20 protein-coding genes are annotated in these 20,345 nt (G+C 42.7%); 9 read left to right on the top strand and 11 right to left on the bottom strand.

Features of this window, described 5'->3' with window-relative positions:
• The 8 genes from DTQ70_RS05615 to DTQ70_RS05580 all read right to left on the bottom strand — a co-directional run bounded on the left by DTQ70_RS05615 (nucleotide 1) and on the right by DTQ70_RS05580 (nucleotide 9,514).
• Nucleotides 1–615, bottom strand: coding sequence for a hypothetical protein (locus DTQ70_RS05615; RefSeq protein WP_122929897.1), 615 nt, complete (start codon nucleotides 613–615; stop codon nucleotides 1–3).
• A complete protein-coding gene (locus tag DTQ70_RS05610) occupies nucleotides 612–1,886 on the bottom strand; it encodes an AAA family ATPase (protein WP_122929896.1) in 1,275 nt (424 codons plus the stop codon). Before DTQ70_RS05610 ends, DTQ70_RS05615 begins: the two co-directional genes overlap by 4 nt.
• Nucleotides 1,887–1,969: 83 nt before the next feature.
• Nucleotides 1,970–2,557, bottom strand: coding sequence for a hypothetical protein (locus DTQ70_RS05605; protein WP_164489884.1), 588 nt, complete (start codon nucleotides 2,555–2,557; stop codon nucleotides 1,970–1,972).
• Between the two features lie 77 nt (nucleotides 2,558–2,634).
• Nucleotides 2,635–3,144: a hypothetical protein gene (locus tag DTQ70_RS05600; protein WP_122929894.1), complete on the bottom strand. Its 510-nt coding sequence runs from the start codon at nucleotides 3,142–3,144 to the stop codon at nucleotides 2,635–2,637.
• A gap of 101 nt (nucleotides 3,145–3,245) precedes the next feature.
• Nucleotides 3,246–5,396: a methylmalonyl-CoA mutase gene (gene scpA, locus DTQ70_RS05595; RefSeq protein WP_122929893.1), complete on the bottom strand. Its 2,151-nt coding sequence runs from the start codon at nucleotides 5,394–5,396 to the stop codon at nucleotides 3,246–3,248.
• A 14-nt stretch (nucleotides 5,397–5,410) separates the two neighbouring features.
• Nucleotides 5,411–7,018: a WG repeat-containing protein gene (locus tag DTQ70_RS05590; RefSeq protein WP_164489883.1), complete on the bottom strand. Its 1,608-nt coding sequence runs from the start codon at nucleotides 7,016–7,018 to the stop codon at nucleotides 5,411–5,413.
• 46 nt (nucleotides 7,019–7,064) lie between these two features.
• On the bottom strand, nucleotides 7,065–8,108 hold the full coding sequence (locus tag DTQ70_RS05585) for an AI-2E family transporter (protein WP_122929891.1): 1,044 nt from the start codon (nucleotides 8,106–8,108) through the stop codon (nucleotides 7,065–7,067).
• 8 nt (nucleotides 8,109–8,116) lie between these two features.
• On the bottom strand, nucleotides 8,117–9,514 hold the full coding sequence (locus DTQ70_RS05580) for a methylmalonyl-CoA mutase subunit beta (protein ID WP_122929890.1): 1,398 nt from the start codon (nucleotides 9,512–9,514) through the stop codon (nucleotides 8,117–8,119).
• A gap of 238 nt (nucleotides 9,515–9,752) precedes the next feature.
• Here DTQ70_RS05580 and dnaA point away from each other — a divergent pair, with 238 nt between their 5' ends.
• The 4 genes from dnaA to DTQ70_RS05565 all read left to right on the top strand — a co-directional run bounded on the left by dnaA (nucleotide 9,753) and on the right by DTQ70_RS05565 (nucleotide 13,473).
• A complete protein-coding gene (dnaA, locus tag DTQ70_RS05575) occupies nucleotides 9,753–11,180 on the top strand; it encodes a chromosomal replication initiator protein DnaA (RefSeq protein ID WP_122929889.1) in 1,428 nt (475 codons plus the stop codon).
• The gene (locus tag DTQ70_RS05570; protein WP_164489882.1) at nucleotides 11,173–12,138 is read left to right on the top strand and encodes a GNAT family N-acetyltransferase; all 966 of its coding nucleotides are present in this window, start codon (nucleotides 11,173–11,175) and stop codon (nucleotides 12,136–12,138) included. The genes dnaA and DTQ70_RS05570 overlap by 8 nt, the downstream gene beginning before the upstream one ends.
• Before the next feature lie 122 nt (nucleotides 12,139–12,260).
• A complete protein-coding gene (locus DTQ70_RS30595) occupies nucleotides 12,261–12,815 on the top strand; it encodes a hypothetical protein (RefSeq protein ID WP_164489881.1) in 555 nt (184 codons plus the stop codon).
• Nucleotides 12,745–13,473: a hypothetical protein gene (locus DTQ70_RS05565; RefSeq protein ID WP_122929371.1), complete on the top strand. Its 729-nt coding sequence runs from the start codon at nucleotides 12,745–12,747 to the stop codon at nucleotides 13,471–13,473. The genes DTQ70_RS30595 and DTQ70_RS05565 overlap by 71 nt, the downstream gene beginning before the upstream one ends.
• Nucleotides 13,474–13,540: 67 nt before the next feature.
• Here the strand turns inward: DTQ70_RS05565 and ppk2 are convergent, their stop codons facing one another.
• Both ppk2 and lysM read right to left on the bottom strand, forming a co-directional pair.
• Nucleotides 13,541–14,485, bottom strand: coding sequence for a polyphosphate kinase 2 (gene ppk2 / locus DTQ70_RS05560; RefSeq protein WP_122929887.1), 945 nt, complete (start codon nucleotides 14,483–14,485; stop codon nucleotides 13,541–13,543).
• Between the two features lie 213 nt (nucleotides 14,486–14,698).
• Complete coding sequence (gene lysM, locus DTQ70_RS05555; RefSeq protein ID WP_122929886.1) at nucleotides 14,699–15,160, bottom strand: peptidoglycan-binding protein LysM; 462 nt, start codon at nucleotides 15,158–15,160, stop codon at nucleotides 14,699–14,701.
• A gap of 120 nt (nucleotides 15,161–15,280) precedes the next feature.
• Between lysM and DTQ70_RS05550 the strand changes: the two genes are divergently transcribed.
• From DTQ70_RS05550 to DTQ70_RS05530, 5 genes are all read left to right on the top strand, one after another.
• Nucleotides 15,281–16,261: a 2-hydroxyacid dehydrogenase gene (locus DTQ70_RS05550; RefSeq protein ID WP_122929885.1), complete on the top strand. Its 981-nt coding sequence runs from the start codon at nucleotides 15,281–15,283 to the stop codon at nucleotides 16,259–16,261.
• 18 nt (nucleotides 16,262–16,279) lie between these two features.
• A complete protein-coding gene (locus DTQ70_RS05545; RefSeq protein WP_122929884.1) occupies nucleotides 16,280–17,233 on the top strand; it encodes a serine hydrolase in 954 nt (317 codons plus the stop codon).
• Nucleotides 17,234–17,248: 15 nt separating this feature from the next.
• Complete coding sequence (locus DTQ70_RS05540) at nucleotides 17,249–18,157, top strand: AraC family transcriptional regulator (protein ID WP_164489880.1); 909 nt, start codon at nucleotides 17,249–17,251, stop codon at nucleotides 18,155–18,157.
• Nucleotides 18,158–18,221: 64 nt separating this feature from the next.
• Nucleotides 18,222–18,686, top strand: coding sequence for a hypothetical protein (locus tag DTQ70_RS05535; RefSeq protein WP_122929882.1), 465 nt, complete (start codon nucleotides 18,222–18,224; stop codon nucleotides 18,684–18,686).
• A 10-nt stretch (nucleotides 18,687–18,696) separates the two neighbouring features.
• Nucleotides 18,697–19,008 carry a DUF3817 domain-containing protein gene (locus DTQ70_RS05530; RefSeq protein WP_122929881.1) on the top strand — a complete coding sequence of 104 codons (312 nt, stop codon included), beginning with the start codon at nucleotides 18,697–18,699 and terminating at the stop codon, nucleotides 19,006–19,008.
• A gap of 71 nt (nucleotides 19,009–19,079) precedes the next feature.
• On the opposite strand, the gene DTQ70_RS05525 is transcribed toward DTQ70_RS05530, so the two are convergent.
• A complete protein-coding gene (locus DTQ70_RS05525; RefSeq protein WP_122929880.1) occupies nucleotides 19,080–20,297 on the bottom strand; it encodes a pyridoxal phosphate-dependent aminotransferase in 1,218 nt (405 codons plus the stop codon).
• Nucleotides 20,298–20,345 lie beyond the last annotated feature (48 nt).

Raw genomic sequence — 20,345 nt, 5'->3', positions numbered from 1 at the left:
TTAATCGTCAAACATAAATCTAAAATTATAATCTGACAAAAATGGTTCTTCATCTTTTCTAAAACGCTCGAAGGCATGACGACGACTTATGCACATACTAATGTGATTCAAATCAAATATCCGAATGGTAGCTTCTGCACTGGCTTTTTCCTCCTCTAAGGCTTGAGGATTGGGTAGTAGAATGTGACTGTTATAGTCGTAAATGAAGAACCGATAAAATTCATAGTCAATTGCATCAGGTCTTAAAAGAGCCATTTCAAATTGACTTCCTTTAGAGTCTTGACAGTGTTTACAAGCAATGTATAAGTTTTCCCATTTGCACACTTCTTGATAATACGCTGGATGTGTTTTGGGATGAAAATGGTCAATGGTATCATCCCCTCTTTTTAACGGAAAACCGTCACAATAAGAACAATGTTTCTCAGTCATTGCCATCAAATCAGGCAACAGAAGTTGATTTAGCTTTTTACCTTCGATTTGTGGCCATTGAAATGCAAAAGAGTTATTTTTTACCCGATTTTGAGCGTATCGTTCCCCGAATTCTTCCCACCGAGGTTTCCCATATACGGTTTTTGACAATACTTCTGGCACTTCTTTACGTTCAAATCTTCTCATACTTCAGTCAAAGAAAAATCTTGATTGGTAAGACGTTTTAGCTGTCGTAGTTCCATGCCTAGAATACTGTCCAACTCAGTACTTTGTCCTGAAAGTTCTTTCACTAGTTGATGCAGCCGAATGGCATCTTCTTGGCGCTGTTCAGCCAAAAACGACGCTTTTAACGCCTGAAAATCTTGCAGTTTTCGTTCAATCTCCACCCCAAAACGCTCTTTGACTCCAAATATTTCTTCCAAAATATAATCATAGCTTTTGGCATCTTCTGATAAAATGGGTGGCCCTGCCAAGACGCTGTAACCGTCTTTTTTCTCAAAACGATGCACCCAAGCGCCATCCACTGACCCTACTACAAAAGGAGAATGGGTAGAAATAAATATCTGGGCATTTTTGAACAATTTTTGGACAACAGGTAGAATTTTGCGCTGCCAAGCAGGATGCAGGTGGACTTCAATTTCGTCGAGGAGCAAGATAAAGTTTCGTTCCAAAACGGGAGTATCGTTGACCCATTTTAGTCTATCCATCCGCATCAACAAATCTCCCATCCAACTCATCATTGATTTTAACCCATCAGGAAGCTGGTCGAAATTAAGTTGTATGTTATCTAACACTACAAAAACACTCAATGGGTTCTCGTCTAATATAAATCTTATTTCACTACCAATTATTTCTGAAATAGCATTTTCAATGATAGAAATACTGTTTCGATAAGTATCAGCCCGATTTTTGTCTTTTTTACTGGACGCAATCAACTCTCTAGTTATAGTATTTGCCACCCATTGAAGAAATTGCTGAGTATTAATTGAATTATTGAAATCAACAGAATTATTAAATGGATTTTCTTGAAGCTCTGCAATAGATTGAGAAACACCTCGGTTAATTTCTATTTTTCGGTAACCTGAATAGGTGAGATAAAGCATTTCAAATTTAACTCCTTCAAAATATCTTCTTATTAAATGAAGGTATTCTGAAAAAAAACTATCAGGATAAGAGTTTTCTACCCAACCATTTATATTTTCTGAATGCTTTTTACCTTTATACGAATAATTTATTTCAACATCTGACTTTGAGTTCCAATGCTTTTTTAAAAAATAAGCATTTTCTAATCTACTGATTAGACACTCCAAAATTGTGCTTTTCCCAGTTCCATTCGGGCCTGTTAAAATATGAATTTCTGCTTTTTCAGAATTTTCTTTGTGTGGGAAAGTGATATTGAGAGCATTAAAAGGGCCAACTTGTGAGATTTGTAAACTCTCAATCCGAAAGTTTTCCATGGTTTTTGCGATTAAATACGTCTCAAAATAACAAAAAATGCCCCGCTATTGCTAACGGGGCGACAGGTTTGAGAGTTGCATTTTTAACCTTCAACCCGCCGTAGCTTCCAACTGGTCAAAATGCTATCGGCTTTTTGTAAGGCATTTGCTTCAAAATAAGTGTTAGAAGGTGCCTTCATAAGTGGCTGGTATTTTTTTGATACTTCATTTATCACCCGATTTCTAATTTCAAGAGTCACCTCATTATTTAGCGATATTTCTTCCAGATTTTCGGTAATTTCGGCATTCATCTCCATCAAAATATCCGCGTTGTAATCTACTTCCAACGAACTACCCCATTTTTTTTCGTCAAAATCATAACTTAAGGTCAACGTTTGAAACACTCCCTTGCTTTTAAAATAGTAGGTGTCACGCTCCAACGAACGCTTGCCATTGGTGAGCACTACTGTTTTACTGATATGCTGAGGTAGTATGGTAGAATTATAAATTACCTTTTCTGGGTTTTCATATTTAAACCAATGTAGATTGACGATATTATGGACTTTTACAGTGTCTGTTGAAAAATACCATTTACGGCCAATAGGAGGAATCCCCAAGCCTTCTCGTTCGTCGTTATATCCAGTCCCGAAATTTTCTCTCGACTTCCAGTTTTTAAACTTTGATACTAGCAAGCTTAAACCTATCGCTAAGCACAGTGTTAAAACCAGAGGCATCCATTTACTTTGCACGTCTTGCAGAAAATAAGGTTTTAAATTTCAACGAAATTTCCTTTCACCACCATACCATTGTAAAAGTTAGTCGTTTTTTGAGGAATATCAATGGTGATTTGCCATTCTCTGGGTGACACTTTCACACCACTCACTTTTCCATCCTTTAACCCATACGACTGAGGCCCCGCAAAACTGTTTGTTAAACCTGTATTTGCTTTCGCATTTTCAAGCTGTTGTGGTGTAGTATATTCAAATTTGGGTTGGTTAGGGTCAATTTCAAAGGCAATAAAGGGAGAACCATTATCGCAGCAAATTCTGTCGGCACCTGGCTCTAATGTAAATAGAACTACCGCTTGATTACCCCCTTTTTCTACCCAATACGACCTATAGCCGTTAGCATAATCTACTGCTTTTATATAATAGTTCAGCATGACTTGGTAGCGCGCCCCAAACGGCTCATTCGGATTCAACGGAATAGCTCCTTGATCATCAGAGTCTTTACAACTCACAAAAGCAAGAAAAAGAAGGATGTATAAAAAGTTCTTCATATATTTTTCTCATTAAACAATAAACTCGTTTGCAATAGGCAGACTCTATTACAAACGAGTTTATTATATTTTTAGTACAGAATATGCTCCTATTATTCTCGCTACTCCCCCATCAACTCCTTCAAAATCTTCTGAGCAGCAATGGAGATAATGGTCCCTGGGCCAAAAACGCCTTTTACCCCTGCTTTGTACAAGAAATCGTAGTCTTGAGGAGGAATCACACCACCCGCAATCACCATAATATCTTCGCGGCCTAGCTTTTTGAGTTCTTCAATCAGTTGCGGAACGAGGGTTTTGTGCCCCGCTGCCAAGCTCGACGCTCCTACTACGTGCACATCGTTCTCTACCGCTTGACGAGCCGTTTCTTCGGGGGTTTGGAACAGCGGCCCCATGTCCACGTCAAAACCCAAATCGGCAAAGCTCGTCGCAATCACCTTGGCACCACGGTCGTGGCCATCTTGTCCCATTTTAGCCACCATCAAACGGGGGCGACGCCCTTCAAGTTCGGCAAAACGGTCGGCCATTTCGCGGGCCAAGCGGAAGTTTTCATCGTCCGAAACCTCCGCACTATATACTCCTGAAATTGAACGTATCACGGCTTTGTATCTTCCAAAAACTTTTTCCATTGCATCCGAAATTTCTCCCAAGGTTGCGCGCAAACGCGCCGCTTTTACGGCCAAACTGAGCAAATTAGAGTCAAAATCTGTTCCTCCTTGCTGATGACACGCCTCCGTAATGGCTTCAAGTGCCGCTTTTACTTTTTCGGGGTTGCGGTCGGCTTTCAAACGATTCAACCGCGCAATTTGCGATTCCCGAACGGCCTGATTATCCACTTCCAAAATATCCAGTGCCTTCTCCGAGTCAGGTTTAAATTTATTAACACCCAGAATTATATCCTTTCCGCTGTCGATGCGGGCTTGCTTGCGGGCGGCCGCTTCTTCGATGCGCATTTTGGGTAAACCCGCCTCAATCGCCTTCGTCATTCCGCCCATTTGCTCCACTTCTTCAATCAACGCCCACGCTTTCTCAGCCAATTCTTTGGTCAAATATTCGACGTAGTAGCTTCCTCCCCACGGATCTACAACGCGGCAAATATCCGTTTCATTTTGTAGATACAATTGGGTATTTCGAGCAATCCGCGCCGAAAAATCGGTAGGAAGGGCAATGGCTTCGTCGAGCGAATTGGTGTGCAAACTTTGGGTATGACCCAAGGCCGCCGCCATCGCTTCAATCGCCGTTCGAGCCACGTTGTTGAAGGGGTCTTGCTCCGTCAGCGACCAGCCTGAGGTTTGGCAGTGGGTACGCAATGCCAACGATTTTTTATTTTTGGGAGAAAATTTATTTACAATTTTTGCCCACAACAACCGTCCTGCGCGCATTTTGGCAATTTCCATAAAATGGTTCATGCCAATCCCCCAAAAGAACGACAGACGCGGCGCAAAATCATCAATGTCCATTCCCGCTTCCAAGCCCGTCCGTATGTACTCCAACCCATCGGCCAGCGTGTAGGCAAGCTCAATGTGGGCAGGTGCGCCCGCTTCGTGCATGTGGTAACCACTGATACTGATGCTGTTGAATTTGGGCATAAAACGGCTTGCGTACGCAAAAATATCCCCAATGATGCGCATACTTGGCGCGGGAGGATAAATGTAGGTGTTGCGCACCATGAACTCTTTCAAAATATCGTTCTGAATCGTCCCCGCCAACTGGTCGGGAGAAACGCCTTGTTCTTCGGCGGCCAAAATATAAAAGGCCATAATCGGAACCACAGCCCCATTCATGGTCATCGAAACTGACATTTGGTCAAGGGGAATTTGGTCGAAAAGAATTTTCATATCCTCAACACTGTCGATGGCTACCCCTGCTTTGCCTACATCGCCCACCACCCTCGGGTGGTCGGAATCGTACCCACGGTGGGTTGCTAAGTCGAACGCTACCGAAAGTCCTTTTTGCCCTGCGGCTAGGTTTCTACGGTAAAACGCATTGGACTCCTCCGCCGTCGAAAATCCTGCATATTGGCGCACCGTCCAAGGTTGCATCACGTACATGGTGCTGTACGGACCGCGCAAAAAGGGAGGAATTCCCGCCGCAAATCCCAAATGTTCGGCATCGGCGACATCTGCTTTGGTAAATGTCGTTTTTACTTTAATTCCTTCAGCAGTGACGAAGGGTTTTAGTCCCTCTTGCAATTTGTCGTGTTGACGCAAGGAAGTAGCTAGTTCTTTTTCTATGTTGAGGAAGTTGGGTTTCATAAGTATGTGTTCAATTATTTACAATCTTCAATGCATTTACCAGTCTTATCAATTACAAACTCTTTCATACCTTTTATAACTCTTGAACGACCATCTTCGCCAAAATAAAACGCCCCATCAAATAAAAAAGGGATTATAGTTTGATTTTTCTTATCAATAAAACCCCATTTATTATTTTTTTTAACCGACGCTAAACCTTGAGAAAAATTATTTACATTATTATATATAAAAGGAATAACAATTTTATTATTTCTATCAATAAAACCCCATTTACCATTTTTCTTTACTGTTATCAAGTCACTAATTCCATTAATTTTTTCGTATTGTGGTTGAACAATTATTTCACCTAAATAGCTTATAACCCCCCATTTTCCACTCTCCATAACTGCTATACCTGGTCCATCGTAGAAAGATATTTCGTCATATATTTGAGGCGTAATTTCCTCTCCTTTTTTATTAACCAATCCCCAATAGTTATTTTTCTTGGCTTTAGCAATATTAAAATAAGATTCATAAACAAAGTCTTCATATTTAGGAGCTGAAATGATATTACCTAAAGAATCTATTAGACCCCAAATGGAACTAGGAAACTGTAATGCTATCGTAGATATCTCAAGCCCTCCCATTCGTTCGATATTTATACAATCTAAATTTGGAAGGAATTTATTTTTAGAAACTTGATATATTTGCCAACTCCCTTCTTTCATCAATGCAATTAAACTATCGCTTAAAAGTTTACATTCATCATATTCATGAGGGACTATAGTTTCTTCTTTATCCCCTTGGTACTTTATGATACCATATTTATTGTCGAGCCTTATCGGTAATACATATACTGTAGTATCTCTTTTGTAGGTTGAACCTTCTAAAAGGCCAGCAAAAAGCCCTCCAGAAAGACCTAAAATAGAATATTCTTTTGTATTCAATTCCATTTTTACATCATCAATAGTAGTTAATACTTTTTCTTCGATGACTTTACTTTTGGTGTTCGTAATTATCCATTTCACTAGTAATCCACTCACCGTTGAATCATTAAAAAGCATTTTTGTCATACTTATTTTTTCAGCAGTAGAAAAAGTAAATACAGAGGCATTAGATGATAAATAGAAAGTAGATTTTAATGTATCAATGGTCTGATCAAACCTTTTACATTCAAAGGAATTTATGTTTTTATTCTCTAAATCTAATTTTGCTCCAAGTAACAGAGATGTTTTTACTTTTGTATCATTCAATTGAGAAACAACCGAAACTATGGGTAGGATTACACCTCGCTTTAAAGAATCTGTAGTTTCAAACATTAAGACAATCTTCCTGTTATAATCGATTAATAAATAATTGGAATCTATATCAAGAGATGTTATCATCTGTATATGCGGTAATCTAGAATTAAAAAAAAACTCTTCATTTGAACTAGTTATAACACCATTAGTATCAGATATTGTAGTTTTATATACAAAACGTTTGTCAAAAGTATAGAGCGAGTCTATTTCATTTGAGCCAATTAACATTTTTCGAAATACGTCTAATGATAAAGAATCACCTGCTACTTCTTTTTGAGTATTTTGCCCATACATTGTATAAGAAAAAATTGAGAATATAACGAATAAAAAAACTTGTTTCATTGGTATTGTAAATCTTAGAGTAATTAAAATGAAAGCTATTAAGGTTTTATTGAAACAATTCATCAGGCCCCAAAAACGTTGCTAAGGGCTTCCATTCGTCCACATTATCGGCGATGAGCTTTAAAATGGCCACAAAAGGCAAAAACAACACCATCCCCGATACCCCCCAAATGACCCCGCCCAAAAACAACGCCACCACCGACGCCAACGTGTTTACCTTTAATTGAACACCTACCACCCATGGAAAAATGACATTGGCCTCTAAATACTGAACGACGCTAAATACCGCCACCACGCCCAACGGATACCAAATTGAATCGTGCATCATCCAAGCAACCGAAATGGGCAGCAATGCCCCAATCGCAATCCCAACATAAGGAATGATGGTCAAAATGGACGCAATAAAACCAAACAAAATCGCTTGGTTCAACCCCACAATGGCCAAGCCCACACTGTTGAGAATACCAACAATCAAATATACCAAGAGCAAGCCTTTGATGTAGTTATAATAGGTATCTACCGTTTGCATCGCTACCACCCTTACTCGGTTGCGGTTTGCATCGCCAAAAAGTTGATATAAGCCCCGCATCAGCAGTTCTCGGTAGCTTAAAAATAGCGCCGTGAAAAGGGGAATTATCACCAAATTAAACAGTAAACTTGCCGTCGCATTGACCGTCCCCAACAAAACTGCCCCCAATCGACTGCCCAAATTATTAGCCGTTTGTCGTAGCCAATTGATTTGCATGTCAAGGGAAATATGCCATTTCGTCGTGAGCCACTGTTGAAAATCAACTAATATCTTGTCACTTTTTAGCGTCAATCGCGGTAATTCTTGCCGTAATTCGACCACTTGCCATACCATAATTCCAACCAATCCCGCACCAATCACTAACACAATGGCCAGGCAAGTCGCAATGGCAGCACTTCGGGGCCAACGGCGTTGTTCAAGCCACCGACAAAGTGGGTATAACACCATCGCAATCAACAATCCAAATGTCATCGGAATCGTAATCACTTTGGTAAAATACATAATCGCTGCCACCATGAGCAGGATTTGCAAATAACGGCTTACTCTATCGGGTGTGGTCATCTTAGCTTTTATACTTCAAACGATTGGGCAATTCGACGGTTGACAAGTAATTTAAACGCAGATTGAATGGGCTTTACTTCAATAGCGGGAGGCGTCACAAAGGCATCATCGTCAAACCTAAATTTATTGACGCCCACCATCACACGTTTTCCCTCTTCCAAGGCTTTGAGGGTTTGCTGAAAGTTCTCCTCAATCGCTTCTTGAATGATATTTTGAGCAATTGCCTCCATAAATCCACCTTTTTCTTCAATGGCCAAGAACAATTTCCAAGCCTCGTCGGCCAGTTGAAGGGTCAGATTTTCGAGGTAATAACTTCCCGCCGCAGGGTCAATCGTCTTGTCTAAATAACTTTCCCCTTTCAACAGAATGGAAATATTCCGAGCAATTCGCTCCGAAAACTCGTCCGACTCCTGAAATACTGCATCGTACGCGTGAACAGTCAACGCGTCGCAACCACCCATCACCGCACTCATGGCCTCGGTTGTTGCGCGTAACATATTGGTGTTGGGCGTGGTGGCTGCATCATAAAACGTCGATGTCTGCGCATGGATGTAGCAGTTCGCTTTGTCATACCGACGCAAGGAGGTACCTTCTTCCTTCAAAAACTGCCCACAAATTCGCTCCCACAAATACCGCAGTGCACGGAGTTTAGCAATTTCCAGAAAATAATTTGTACCAATGGATAAAGAGAAATATACTTTTGGCAAAATCTTCTCCACCGCAAGACCTTCATCGGTAAGTTTATCTAGGAAGGTCACTGCTGATGAAAGCGTGAAGGCCAGCTCTTGGGCAATATTTGCCCCTGCATTATGAAACGCATGACTACTAACGCACACCGTCCTAAACTGCGGCGACGTTTGAGTTTGTCGAATACAGTTGGTCAACTCTTCAAAATACGTTTCAGAAAGCTCCCCCGTTTGTGTCCAACGCGCCAAGCCGTCGTCGGCCAAACCGCCTTTCATTTGGTAGGGTATAAATCGGAGTAATTCCGAAACGGTAGCCACTTCTCTCCCTCCCGTTTGAAAAAAAACGGGTGTTTCGCTCAACTTTATCCCGTCGAGCAATTTTGTCAGTTCTATTTTTTTATTTTTTGTCAAATCCAACGTCAACGCATCCACTCCTTTTTGAAGTAGTGCTTTGAGCTGCGAGTTGGTTGCTTTTTCTTCCCCTACTTCCACTTGTGGCTGATTGAGCCAACCTGCATTTTTAGCCTGAGAAGCCTGAATTTCCACAAAACGCTCATCTGCAAGGTCTTCTGCTCCATAGTAAGGCTCGACCACGATCCCTTCCGCCGTATTCCACAACAGGGTTGCCTCAAAATCCTTTCCCTTTAGGTCTTTAATGGTTTGCTGTTTCCAAATTTCTTTGGAAGCGGGGGAAAATTCGGAGAAAAGAGGTAAGTTCATGAAGTCTTGTACTTTTTAAAGAAAAAATAATTTTATAACGATGGGGTAAAAATAGATGGAATAACTTTCCGTTTCAAGCCTTGTGCTGGATTTGCTGCTATATAGATATAGATGCGCAAAAAACCCATGATTTTTTGCAAAAAAACTTCATTTCTGACAAAAATCAGCACCTCCTGCTTGTTGTTTATGCGTAAGTTTTCCCTAATTTTGCAGCCCTTTGTCCAAAAAATAGAGTTGAGTGAACTATCAATTACGCCGCGAAGTCGATGAGGTATGGGAGAAATGCCTGCAAGTCATCAAGGCAAATATCTCCGAGCAAAGTTTTAAAACCTGGTTTGAGCCGATTGTCCCCTTTCGGCTTGATGGGAAAACTTTGACCATACAAGTACCTAGTCAGTTTTTTTATGAGTGGCTCGAAGAAAACTATATTCACGTTCTTCGACGCGCACTCGACTTCGCTATTGGCCGTGAAGGACAACTCGAATACTCTATCATTGTTGACACAGGCACCGACCGCCAGCCACCGATTAAGGTGCACGTTCCGACGACCAACTCACCCGTAGCCGCCGAGGCCCGTCAGAAAGCAGCGTCAGAACCCCGAAAGCCTGCTCCACCGCCCGTGAGAGGGATTGATACGACGGAGTTGGATTTGTTTCTCAATGCCAATTACAGTTTTGACAACTACATTGAGGGAGATTGTAACCGTTTGGCCCGCTCGGCAGGGATGGCCGTGGCGCAGCGCCCTGGCGTTACTTCGTTCAACCCACTTCTGATTTATGGCGGCGTGGGTTTAGGAAAAACGCACTTGGTACAAGCCATCGGCAACCACATCAAAGGTCATTTTGGCGACAAATCGGTGTTGTACGTTTCTTCGGAAAAATTTACGAACCAATTTATCAACGCCATCAAAAACAACACCCTGCAAGATTTCACCGACTTCTACATGCGGGTGGATACGTTGATTTTGGACGATGTGCAGTTTTTATCGGGCAAAGAAAAAACGCAAGATACTTTCTTCCATATTTTTAATCACTTGCACCAATCGGGTCGTCAAATTATCATGACCTCCGACCGCCGTCCAAGTGAATTGCAGGGTCTTCAAGACCGTTTGCTTTCGCGCTTTAAGTGGGGACTCACGGCCGACCTCCAACAGCCCGACCTTGAAACGCGGATTGCCATCATTCAGCGCAAACTCCAAGCCGAGGGGATTTACATCGAAGCAAGTGTGATTGAATACGTGGCGCACAGTGTCAACACCAACGTTCGCGAACTTGAAGGGGTGATTATCTCCCTTATGGCCCAAGCATCGCTTGTTCGCCGCGACATTGACCTTGAATTGGCCAAAAACGTGTTAAAAAACATTGTTTCTACCGAAGAAAAGGAAGTCAATATCGACACGATTCAAGACATTGTATCGGACTTTTACGACGTGACCATCGCCGATTTGAAAAGCAAGAGCCGTAAAAAAGAGTTGGTATTCCCGCGGCAGGTGGCCATGTATTTTGCCAAAGAACTCACCGATTTGTCGTTGAAATCCATTGGGTATCACTTTGGCGGCCGCGACCACAGCACGGTCATTCACGCCGTACAAACCATCAGCGATTTGATGGAACAAGATGAAGCAGTAAAAGAAGCGCTCCAAAAAATTCGGAGTAATTTTGGGTAACATCCACCTCCTCCCGCATACCGCTTTCTCCCTTAGCCGTTGGGATGCTTTTATTGCGGCTTCCCCTCAGCGGATGGTGTATGCCTATTCGTGGTATTTGGAGGTGGTTTCGCCGCAGTGGCAGGCATTGGTACTGGAAGAAGAAGGAATTTGGAAGGCCATCATGCCGCTGCCTGTACAGAAAAAATGGGGGTTAAACGTAGTCCAACAGCCGTTTTACTGTCAATTTTTAGGGATTTTCACTACATCTTCGGTCGAGCTTACCTCGGTACAAACTGCTTTTTTGGAAGCCCTTTCTACGCATTTTCGGTACGTTTCTAGCTATTCGGGGCGGTTTTTAGGAGAACAATTGCCTCCGCAGTTTGAACGTCAACGCTGCTGCACGCACCTTTTTCCGCTAGATACGCCCTACCCTACCCTCCGTCAACGCTACTCTCCCGACCGTCGGATGAACCTGCGTCGGGCGCAAAACTTTGGCTGGGAACTACAAGAAAGCCGAGAGATTGCCCCACTCATTCAATTATTTCAAGAAAATCATGCCGCCAACATTCAGGGTGGCGTGGCCGAAACGGCTTACAAATTACTACGCAAGGTGGAAGAAGCATTGCGACAACAAAACGCCGCTCGGATTGTCTATGCGCTCAAAGATGGAAAAATAGAAGCTGGAGCGCTGTTTGCCGTCCACGACCAGCGCATTATTTATTTGTTCAACGCCGCCTCTCCCGTCGGGCGTAAAGGCAATGCGCGTACATTGTTGATTGACCAACTTATTCAAACCTACGCCAGCTCGGGCTATATTTTCGACTTTGAAAGTCCTGAAAAAGCATCCATTGCCTCGTTTTATGCTTCCTTCGGTGCCCAGCCCGAACAATATTCAGTGCTGCATTACAATAATCTGCCTTTTCCGCTGAAACAAATACAGGCGTATCGAAGAAGGAAAGCCTCACCGCTAGTTTAATACCTTCCCGAAGGTTTTGAAACCTTCCCGAAAGTTGCTGTACGTCTTAAAGTTAAGTATTTATAGCGGCAAGAAGTTAAGTACTTTTGTTTTTTGATATACGCTCATACAAGCAACAACCGATGGGACAAGCGACCAATACAGCGATACGGCAGTCATTACTGGAGTTAAAAGCCTCAGGTAAAACACTAAAATATATTAGTGAACACTTAGGTGTTCCCTATGCTACCCTGCGAAACTTATGGCATAAACACCAAAAAACTCCCCAATCAAATTTACGAACAGCATATGAGAACTGTGGCAAAAAGCCGCCCAGTAGATCCGATGTGATTTATCGAGGAGCTCTTTGGCTAAAACGTTTACATCCAAATTGGGGAAGCCCCTTGATTCATATGCACCTGGTCAATCGCTATGGTTGCTCTCAGGTGGTTCATGTACGCACGATTCAACGTTGGTTTTTGTCAGCTCATATGAGCAAACCACGTTCCCAAAAATTAGAACCCAAAATTGGGCAATCAACACAGGTTCATAACATCTGGCAGGTAGATGCCAAAGAACGATTAAGCTTAGAAAATGGTCAATCAGCTTGTTATTTGACCATTGTGGATGAAAAAAGTGGAGCTTGTCTGGAAGCACCCGTTTTCCCCCTATGCCCGAATCAATCAAGTGCCCATTGACCAAATACGGCAAAAACTTATTGAGGTTTTCAACAAATGGGGAAAAGCAGGTTGTTTTAGAGTAGATAATGGCGAGCCATTCGGAAGTCCTGCTGGGGCACCTACTCCGCCTTTAGCGCTGTGGCTTATCGCTCACGATATTGATTTGACTTGGAATAAACCTTATTGTCCACAGATGAATAATCGCGTTGAGAAAATGCAAGATACCACTCAACGCTGGGCAGAAGTGCAAGCTTGCCGTTGTTTACAAGAATTACAAGCCAAGCTAGATGCCCAAATTCATATTCAACGACAGCTGTATCCAGTAACTCGGCTGGAGGGAAAAACCAGGGCGATGGCTTTCCCTGAGTTAATTACTAAACAACGCGTATTTTCAAGTAAAGACTTTGATTCAAAGAGAGTTCATGAATTTATTGCAAAAAAAATCTACACTCGAAAAGTATCATCAGTAGGACAAATTACGCATTTCGGACAAACGATTAGGGTAGGAAAAGAATTTGCTCACCAATTTGTCCAACTTAAATTCAAGCCAGATACCTTGAAGTGGCAAATCTCGAACTCCACTCAAATTATCAAAAATATTGCCGATAACTGTCTTACTGATGATAGAATCAAAAATATGACCGTATTTTCAAAACAAAAAAACCAATCAAACTAAATGTCTGTTTGAGCGTACCTAACTTTAAAGCGTACAACAAAGTTCAAAACTTTCGGGAAGGTAGCTATCAATCCACCGTCATTGCATTTCGGTGAAAACGCGTAATGATATTAGGATTGGGATAGAGTGAAACAACGCTTTTGTCTTTTCCTTCGTAAGGAATAATGGACAATACGTACCGAATACTTTCTAAACGCGCTTTTTGTTTGTTGTTGGCCTTCACAATAATCCACGGACTAAACGAAGTGTGCGTTTTGCTAAACATCTGTTCTTTGAACTTCGTGTAGGTCGTCCATTTTTCTTGCGCTTGCATATCTACGGGACTTAATTTCCACTGTTTCAACGGATTGGCTTTTCGCGATTTGAACCGATTCAACTGTTCTTCCTTAGAAATCGAAAACCAAAACTTGATAATGATAAGTCCGTCTTCGTACAACATGTGCTCAAACTCAGGCACTTGCTGCATAAAAATATCGTATTGCCCTTCCGTACAAAAGTTATTGACTGGCTCAACCACCGCGCGGTTGTACCAGCTTCGGTCAAAAAAAACAATTTCGCCACGGTTGGGAAGTTGCTTGGCGTAGCGTTGAAAATACCATTGACCTTTTTCTTCTTCGGTCGGTTTAGGTAGGGCCACCACCCGCATCGCACGGGGATTGAGGTGTTCCGTAAATCGCCGAATGGTTCCTCCTTTTCCAGCCGCATCGCGCCCTTCAAACAAAATCGCAATCCGTTTTCCCTTGGCCTGTACCCAACGTTGAAGTTTTACTAATTCGATTTGTAATTTCTCCAATTCCTCTTCGTAGCGAATGGTTTCCAGCACTTTACGGGGGTCAGAGTTGTTGCGTTTAAATAAATCAGAAAGGTCTTTTTTGGTGCGAAGGTTGCGCAGTTCGGACAATTGAATGGACGCATCCACTTCATTTACATCAACAATGGAACTAGCAACTACCGATTCAGACGCGGGGCTTGGGGCAGCAATGGGTGTCGAGGAAGAAATACGTTTTGTCATAGTGCGACGATGGTTAAAATGTTTGTTCTCAAAACAATCACTTTCCCACTAGCCTTTTATGACTTTTTGTTAACCCAAACCATGATAAAAATCAGTTTCACTTTTCTGGGGGTAGTAACAACAAAAAAAGCCCTTCCAAGAAATGACGCTTAGAAGGGCTTGGGGAGAACTTCCCGAAAGTTTAAAACTTTCGGGAAGTTGGGGAATGTTGAATTATGAAAGCGGTGGAATACGCAACACCTGACCAGGGTAAATTTTATCAGGGTGAGTCAACATTGGCTTGTTTGCTTCAAAGATAATTTCGTACTTCATTGGATCTCCGTAGTACTTAGCCGAGATTTTAGAAAGCCAATCACCTTCTACAACTGTGTGATACTGAGCTTCTGGAGCGGGTTCTACCACTACCATATTGTTATCAACAGCCTCAACACCTTCTACGTTTCCTACTGCCAACGCGATTTTTTCGGCGTCTTCTTGTTTCGCAACTTCACCTTCAATAATAACGGTGTGACCCGCTACTTTTACAATGAGTTTATTGTAAGGCAAGCCCAACGTTTTTACGTGCTGAAGCAACGCGCCTGCTTTGAGTTCCGCAACTTTTTCAGGTGCTGCAGCTGGTTCGTCTTTGCCGAAGATTTTTTCTCCAACACCCTTAAAAAATGACATGAGTCCCATGGTTGAAAAAGATTTTGTTTGGTTTATACTATATTTGATTCACAAGGCTCAAATCTAAGTGTTTTTTAAGTCCTTGCAAATCGTTAGACCGTTATTTTAGTTTTAAGTCACACAAAAGGTATGAAAATTGCATTTTTCAGTTCAAAAATCTACGATAAAATCTATTTTAACCGCTATAATACATACCATGAGTTAAAATACTTTGAAAATCCCCTCAACGCCGAAAGCGTTGATTTGGCCAACGGCTACGACGGGGTATGCGTTTTTGTCAATGACCAACTCAACGCTGAAGTCATTGCACAACTCGCCGCGCGAAACATCAAAATCATCGCCCTACGCTGTGCGGGTTTCAACAACGTGGACCTTCGAGCGGCTCAAAAACATGGCATTACCGTCGTTCGTGTACCCGCTTACTCGCCCCACGCCGTGGCCGAACACGCCGTAGCACTCATCATGACACTTAACCGCAAAACGCATAAAGCTTACAACCGCGTCCGTGAAGGGAATTTTTCGTTGGAACGCCTCACGGGTTTTGATTTGTACGGGAAAACCGTCGGGGTGATTGGAACGGGAAAAATTGGGGAGGCTTTTGCATTCATTATGAAAGGGTTTGGGTGCAAAGTATTGGCTTATGACATTCATCCCAATCCTGTACTTATCAATGCAGGAATTCAGTTTGTGGAATTAGACGAGCTATTTGCCCAGTCGGACGTAATTTCACTCCACTGCCCGCTTACTCCCCAAACCAATCGCCTCATTAACAGCGAGTCGCTCGAAAAAATGAAACCTAACGCCATGCTCATTAATACGAGTCGCGGCGGGCTTATCGACACTAAAGCGGTTATTAATGCCCTAAAAAACGAAAAATTAGGATATTTGGGCATTGATGTCTATGAACAAGAAGCCGATTTGTTTTTCAATGATTTTTCGGAAAGCATCATCCAAGACGATATGCTCATGCGACTGATGAGTTTTCCAAATGTGCTAATTACGGCGCACCAAGGTTTTTTTACGGAAGAAGCCCTTACCCAAATCGCCCAAGTGACTTTGCAGAATCTTGCCGATTTTGAGAATAAACAGCTTTCCGAAAACACACTTTAATTCCCAACACCCCAACCCATGTTTTCATCAACTCGCCTTTCCTTTCTTATCATCATTTGCCTTTACGGTATTTTTTCAGCATCAGCACAGCCTTCGACTGTTCGCAACCCCAAAACCGACAAAAAGCTTACGGCGCTTCTTCAAGAACTCATCAAGGGACACGAAGGCGACGTGGGAGTGTATGTTCGGAATTTGAAAACCAACAAAATCGTCGAAATCAATGCCGATACGCTGTTTCCCACAGCCAGCATGATCAAAGTACCGATTCAGTGCGGGTTGTTTGATAAAATCAGTAAAGGTGAATTAAAATACAATGCCATTCTTACCTACAAAGATTCGTTACACTACGATGATGGGATTGTAGGCTCACTCAAAGACGGCGCAAAAATTCCATTGAGCGAAGTTGTAATGCTCATGGAAACCGTCAGCGACAACACAGGCAGCCTTTGGTGTCAAGCCTTAGCAGGGGGCGGAAAAAGTATCAACGAATGGTTGGACAAAAACGGATTTACGGCCACCCGAGTCAATTCGCGCACCCCTGGCCGCGAAGCCAACCGCACGCGTTACGGCTGGGGACAAACCAGCCCTCGCGAAATGGCCGAACTCATTGCAATGATTCGTGCAGGAAAAGCCATCAGCCCCGACGCCTCCGACCGAATGTACCGTAATTTAACCCGTCAGTATTGGGACGGTGAAGGGCTTTCGCAACTTCCCCCTGAAATAAAAACCGCATGTAAAAATGGCGCGGTTAATCGCTCTCGTTCGGAAGCTGTCTTGGTTCATGCACCTCACGGAGAGTATGTGTATTGTGTCATTACCAAAAACAACAAAGACGAAAGCTGGACTTCCAATAACGCTGGATATGTTTTACTTAGAAAGGTAGCAAAAGCGCTTTGGAATTATTACGAACCAAAACACCCTTGGCAGGCTCCTGCCAATTTTGAAAAATGGTACCAAGAAGCCGTCGAATAAACTAGACAAGTAGCCGTGTCAAAAAAAATAAAAACATTTTCGACCTACGAATTTGTCGATAAGTACTTTGAACCTGAGGCTCCGCTGCAAGAAATGATGCGCCCCGACTTTGGGCGCTTCTTTATTGTAGATGTGCAAGAATTGATAAAACTGTCTAAATTACCCGTTCCCGCTTCTCGCTCCACTACGCACTCGCTTATTTACTTAACGTCAGGGGAAGCTACCATGAAAATCGGCTTCCATGATGTTTGCATCCAAGCCAACGAATGCCTCGTCGTACCCGCTGGACAGGTGTTTTCATTTGATAAATACGAACAAAATCAGGGCTACATTGTGGTGTTTAGCAGTGATTTTCTTATTGGTAAAATTGGCAGTAAAGAACTGATTGACCAATTTGAATTTCTTACGCTTTGGGGCAACCCCATCATTCGCCCAGAGCCGTCAAGCGCCCTTTTTTTAGAAATGCTTTTTCATCGGGTACAGCTCGAATACCAACAATACGGCTTGGGAAGTTCGTTGATTCAGCCCTATTTTATTGCGGCACTGTGCGAGTTAAACACGGCCTATCAGCCACTTGCACAAGGAAAAAGCACGACGTCTTTGCACCTAACCAATCGCTTCAAAGCACTTTTGCATGTGCATATTCGTAATAAACATCTTGTGAGCGAATACGCCGAATTGCTTCACGTCAGCCCCAATCACCTCAACAAAGTTATCCGTGACGTCACCAATCAATCCCCCTCCAAGTGGATTGACCAAACACTGGTACTTGAAGCCAAAGTACTCCTATTTCAGAGCAAACTAAGTATCAGCGAAATTGCTACCGAACTTGGTTTACTAGACGCTTCTTATTTTAGTAGGTTATTTAAAAAATACGTAGGTGTCAGTCCGCTTGAATTTCGCAAAAAGATTGATTTGTCCTAATATCAGCTTTTCTCGTCCTACTTTTGTATTCGGTTAGCAGCGACCTTTGCAAATAAAAAAATCTATGTATTCGTTTCTTCTATTTTTACATTCCACGGTTCGTTGGTTGGTCGTCGCTACCTTAGTTATCTCGCTGATTAGGGCTTATTTAGGGATTCGTCAACCCCGTCCATTCACAAGAGCCGATAACGCTTTTCGGCATTGGACAGCTACTATGGCCCATATTCAGTTGATGCTCGGCTTATGGATTTACAGCGAAAGCCCGATGGCCATGTATTTTTTGAAAAATGTCCGAATGGGTTTCCAACAATTAGATTTAACATTCTTCGGATTGATTCATCCATTGCTAATGTTTATCGCGGTTGTTCTTGTCACCATCGGTTCAGCGTTAGCAAAACGAAAAGCAACCGACCACGATAAATTCAAAACCATGTTTTTCTGGTTTGCATTGACCCTCTTGGTTATTTTTATTGCCATACCTTGGCCATTTTCTCCGCTCTCTACTCGACCACTTTTTAGAACTTTCTAACATTTACATTATGAGCTCTTTTTTCACGACCTCCGTAGGTCGGTTACGGCTTATTGCCTTTTTGGAAGGTATTTCTCTACTATTGCTAGTTTTTGTAGCAGTTCCGCTCAAGTACATGGCGCATGATCCAAGTTGGGTAAAAGCCATTGGCCCTGTCCATGGTATCCTTTTTGTCCTTTTTGTTTTTAGTACCCTCAAAGTAAGCCTTGAACAACGTTGGCCTTTCCAAACGGTAACTTGGAAAGTATTACTGGCATGCTTCATTCCTTTTGGTACGTTTTATATTGATTCAGCCATTCTTAAAAAGCTTCCAAAGCAATAGCAAAAAAAGACCCCGAAAAAGCGCGTTTGCTTTCTCGGGGTACACCTATTTTCGTCAGTCGCAGTTTGCGACTAATACAATTTTGCTACGGCATCTGCAATACGACGACAAGCTTCGGTTAAGTTTTCGTCCGAAGCGGCCGTTGAGATACGCATACAGTTTGGTGCTCCAAAACCAGAACCTGCAACTGTGGCTACGAACGCTTCGTTCAACAACCACATGCAGAAATCATCCGAGTCGTTGATGGCCGTTTTACCATCCGTTTTACCGAAATAATAGCTGATGTCAGGGAACGCATAAAACGCACCTTGTGGCATATTTACTTTGAACCCTGGAATTTCTTTCAACAAACCAACTACCAAATGACGGCGACGGTCGTAGGCTTCGCACATTTCTTTGGCGGCATCTTTAGGGCCTGTGATGGCAGCCAAAGCAGCGCGCTGTGAAATTGACCCCGTTCCAGAAGTTACTTGGCCTTGTAATTTTTCTACACCATCGGCAATCCATTTAGCAGCACCGATGTACCCAATGCGCCATCCTGTCATGGCATACCCTTTGGCAACTCCGTTAACCGTAACCACACGGTCGTGAATTTCGGCTACTGAACCAATGCTAAAGTGACCTTGTGGTGTAAAGTTGATGTATTCGTAGATTTCGTCCGCCAATACATACACATTTTCGTATTTTGCAATCACCGCTGCCAACGCACGAAGTTCTTCTTCGCTATATACCGAACCCGTTGGGTTGTTAGGAGAAGCAAACATTACGACTTTGGTACGGCTCGTGATGGCCGCTTCCAATTGCTCAGGTGTTACTTTAAAATCATTTTCAAAGCTACCGTCCACAATCACAGATTTCCCTTCAGCCAACTTCACCATTTCAGAATAGCTCACCCAATATGGAGACAAAATCACCACTTCGTCGCCTGGGTTTACCAATACCTGAATCACGTTAGCCAACGAATGTTTAGCTCCCGTCGAAACCACTACGTTTTCAGGGTTCCAATTTATATTGTTCTCATTCTTAAACTTATCAGCAATGGCTTTGCGCAAATCGGCATAACCTGCCACTGGCGAATAGCCGTGATAGCCTTCGTCGATGGCTTGCTTTGCAGCTTCGCAGATGTGCTTGGGGGTCTTGAAGTCGGGCTCACCAACGCTCAAGCTAATCACTTTATGACCTTGTGCGGCGAGTTCGCGCGCTTTTTTGGTCATTCCCAACGTAGAAGACTCTTCTAACGCGTTAATGCGGTCGGCCAAAACACTGGCCGTTTCTACAACAGCAGACATAGTAAGTTGTTTTAAAAAATTTGCGCGCAAAATTACGATTATATGCAA

The sequence above is a fragment of the Runella sp. SP2 genome (genome assembly GCF_003711225.1).
In the GTDB taxonomy this organism is placed as follows: Bacteria; Bacteroidota; Bacteroidia; order Cytophagales; family Spirosomataceae; genus Runella.
The sequence above is the reverse complement of the archived record's forward strand: the minus strand, read 5'-3'. Positions and strand labels throughout refer to the sequence as shown.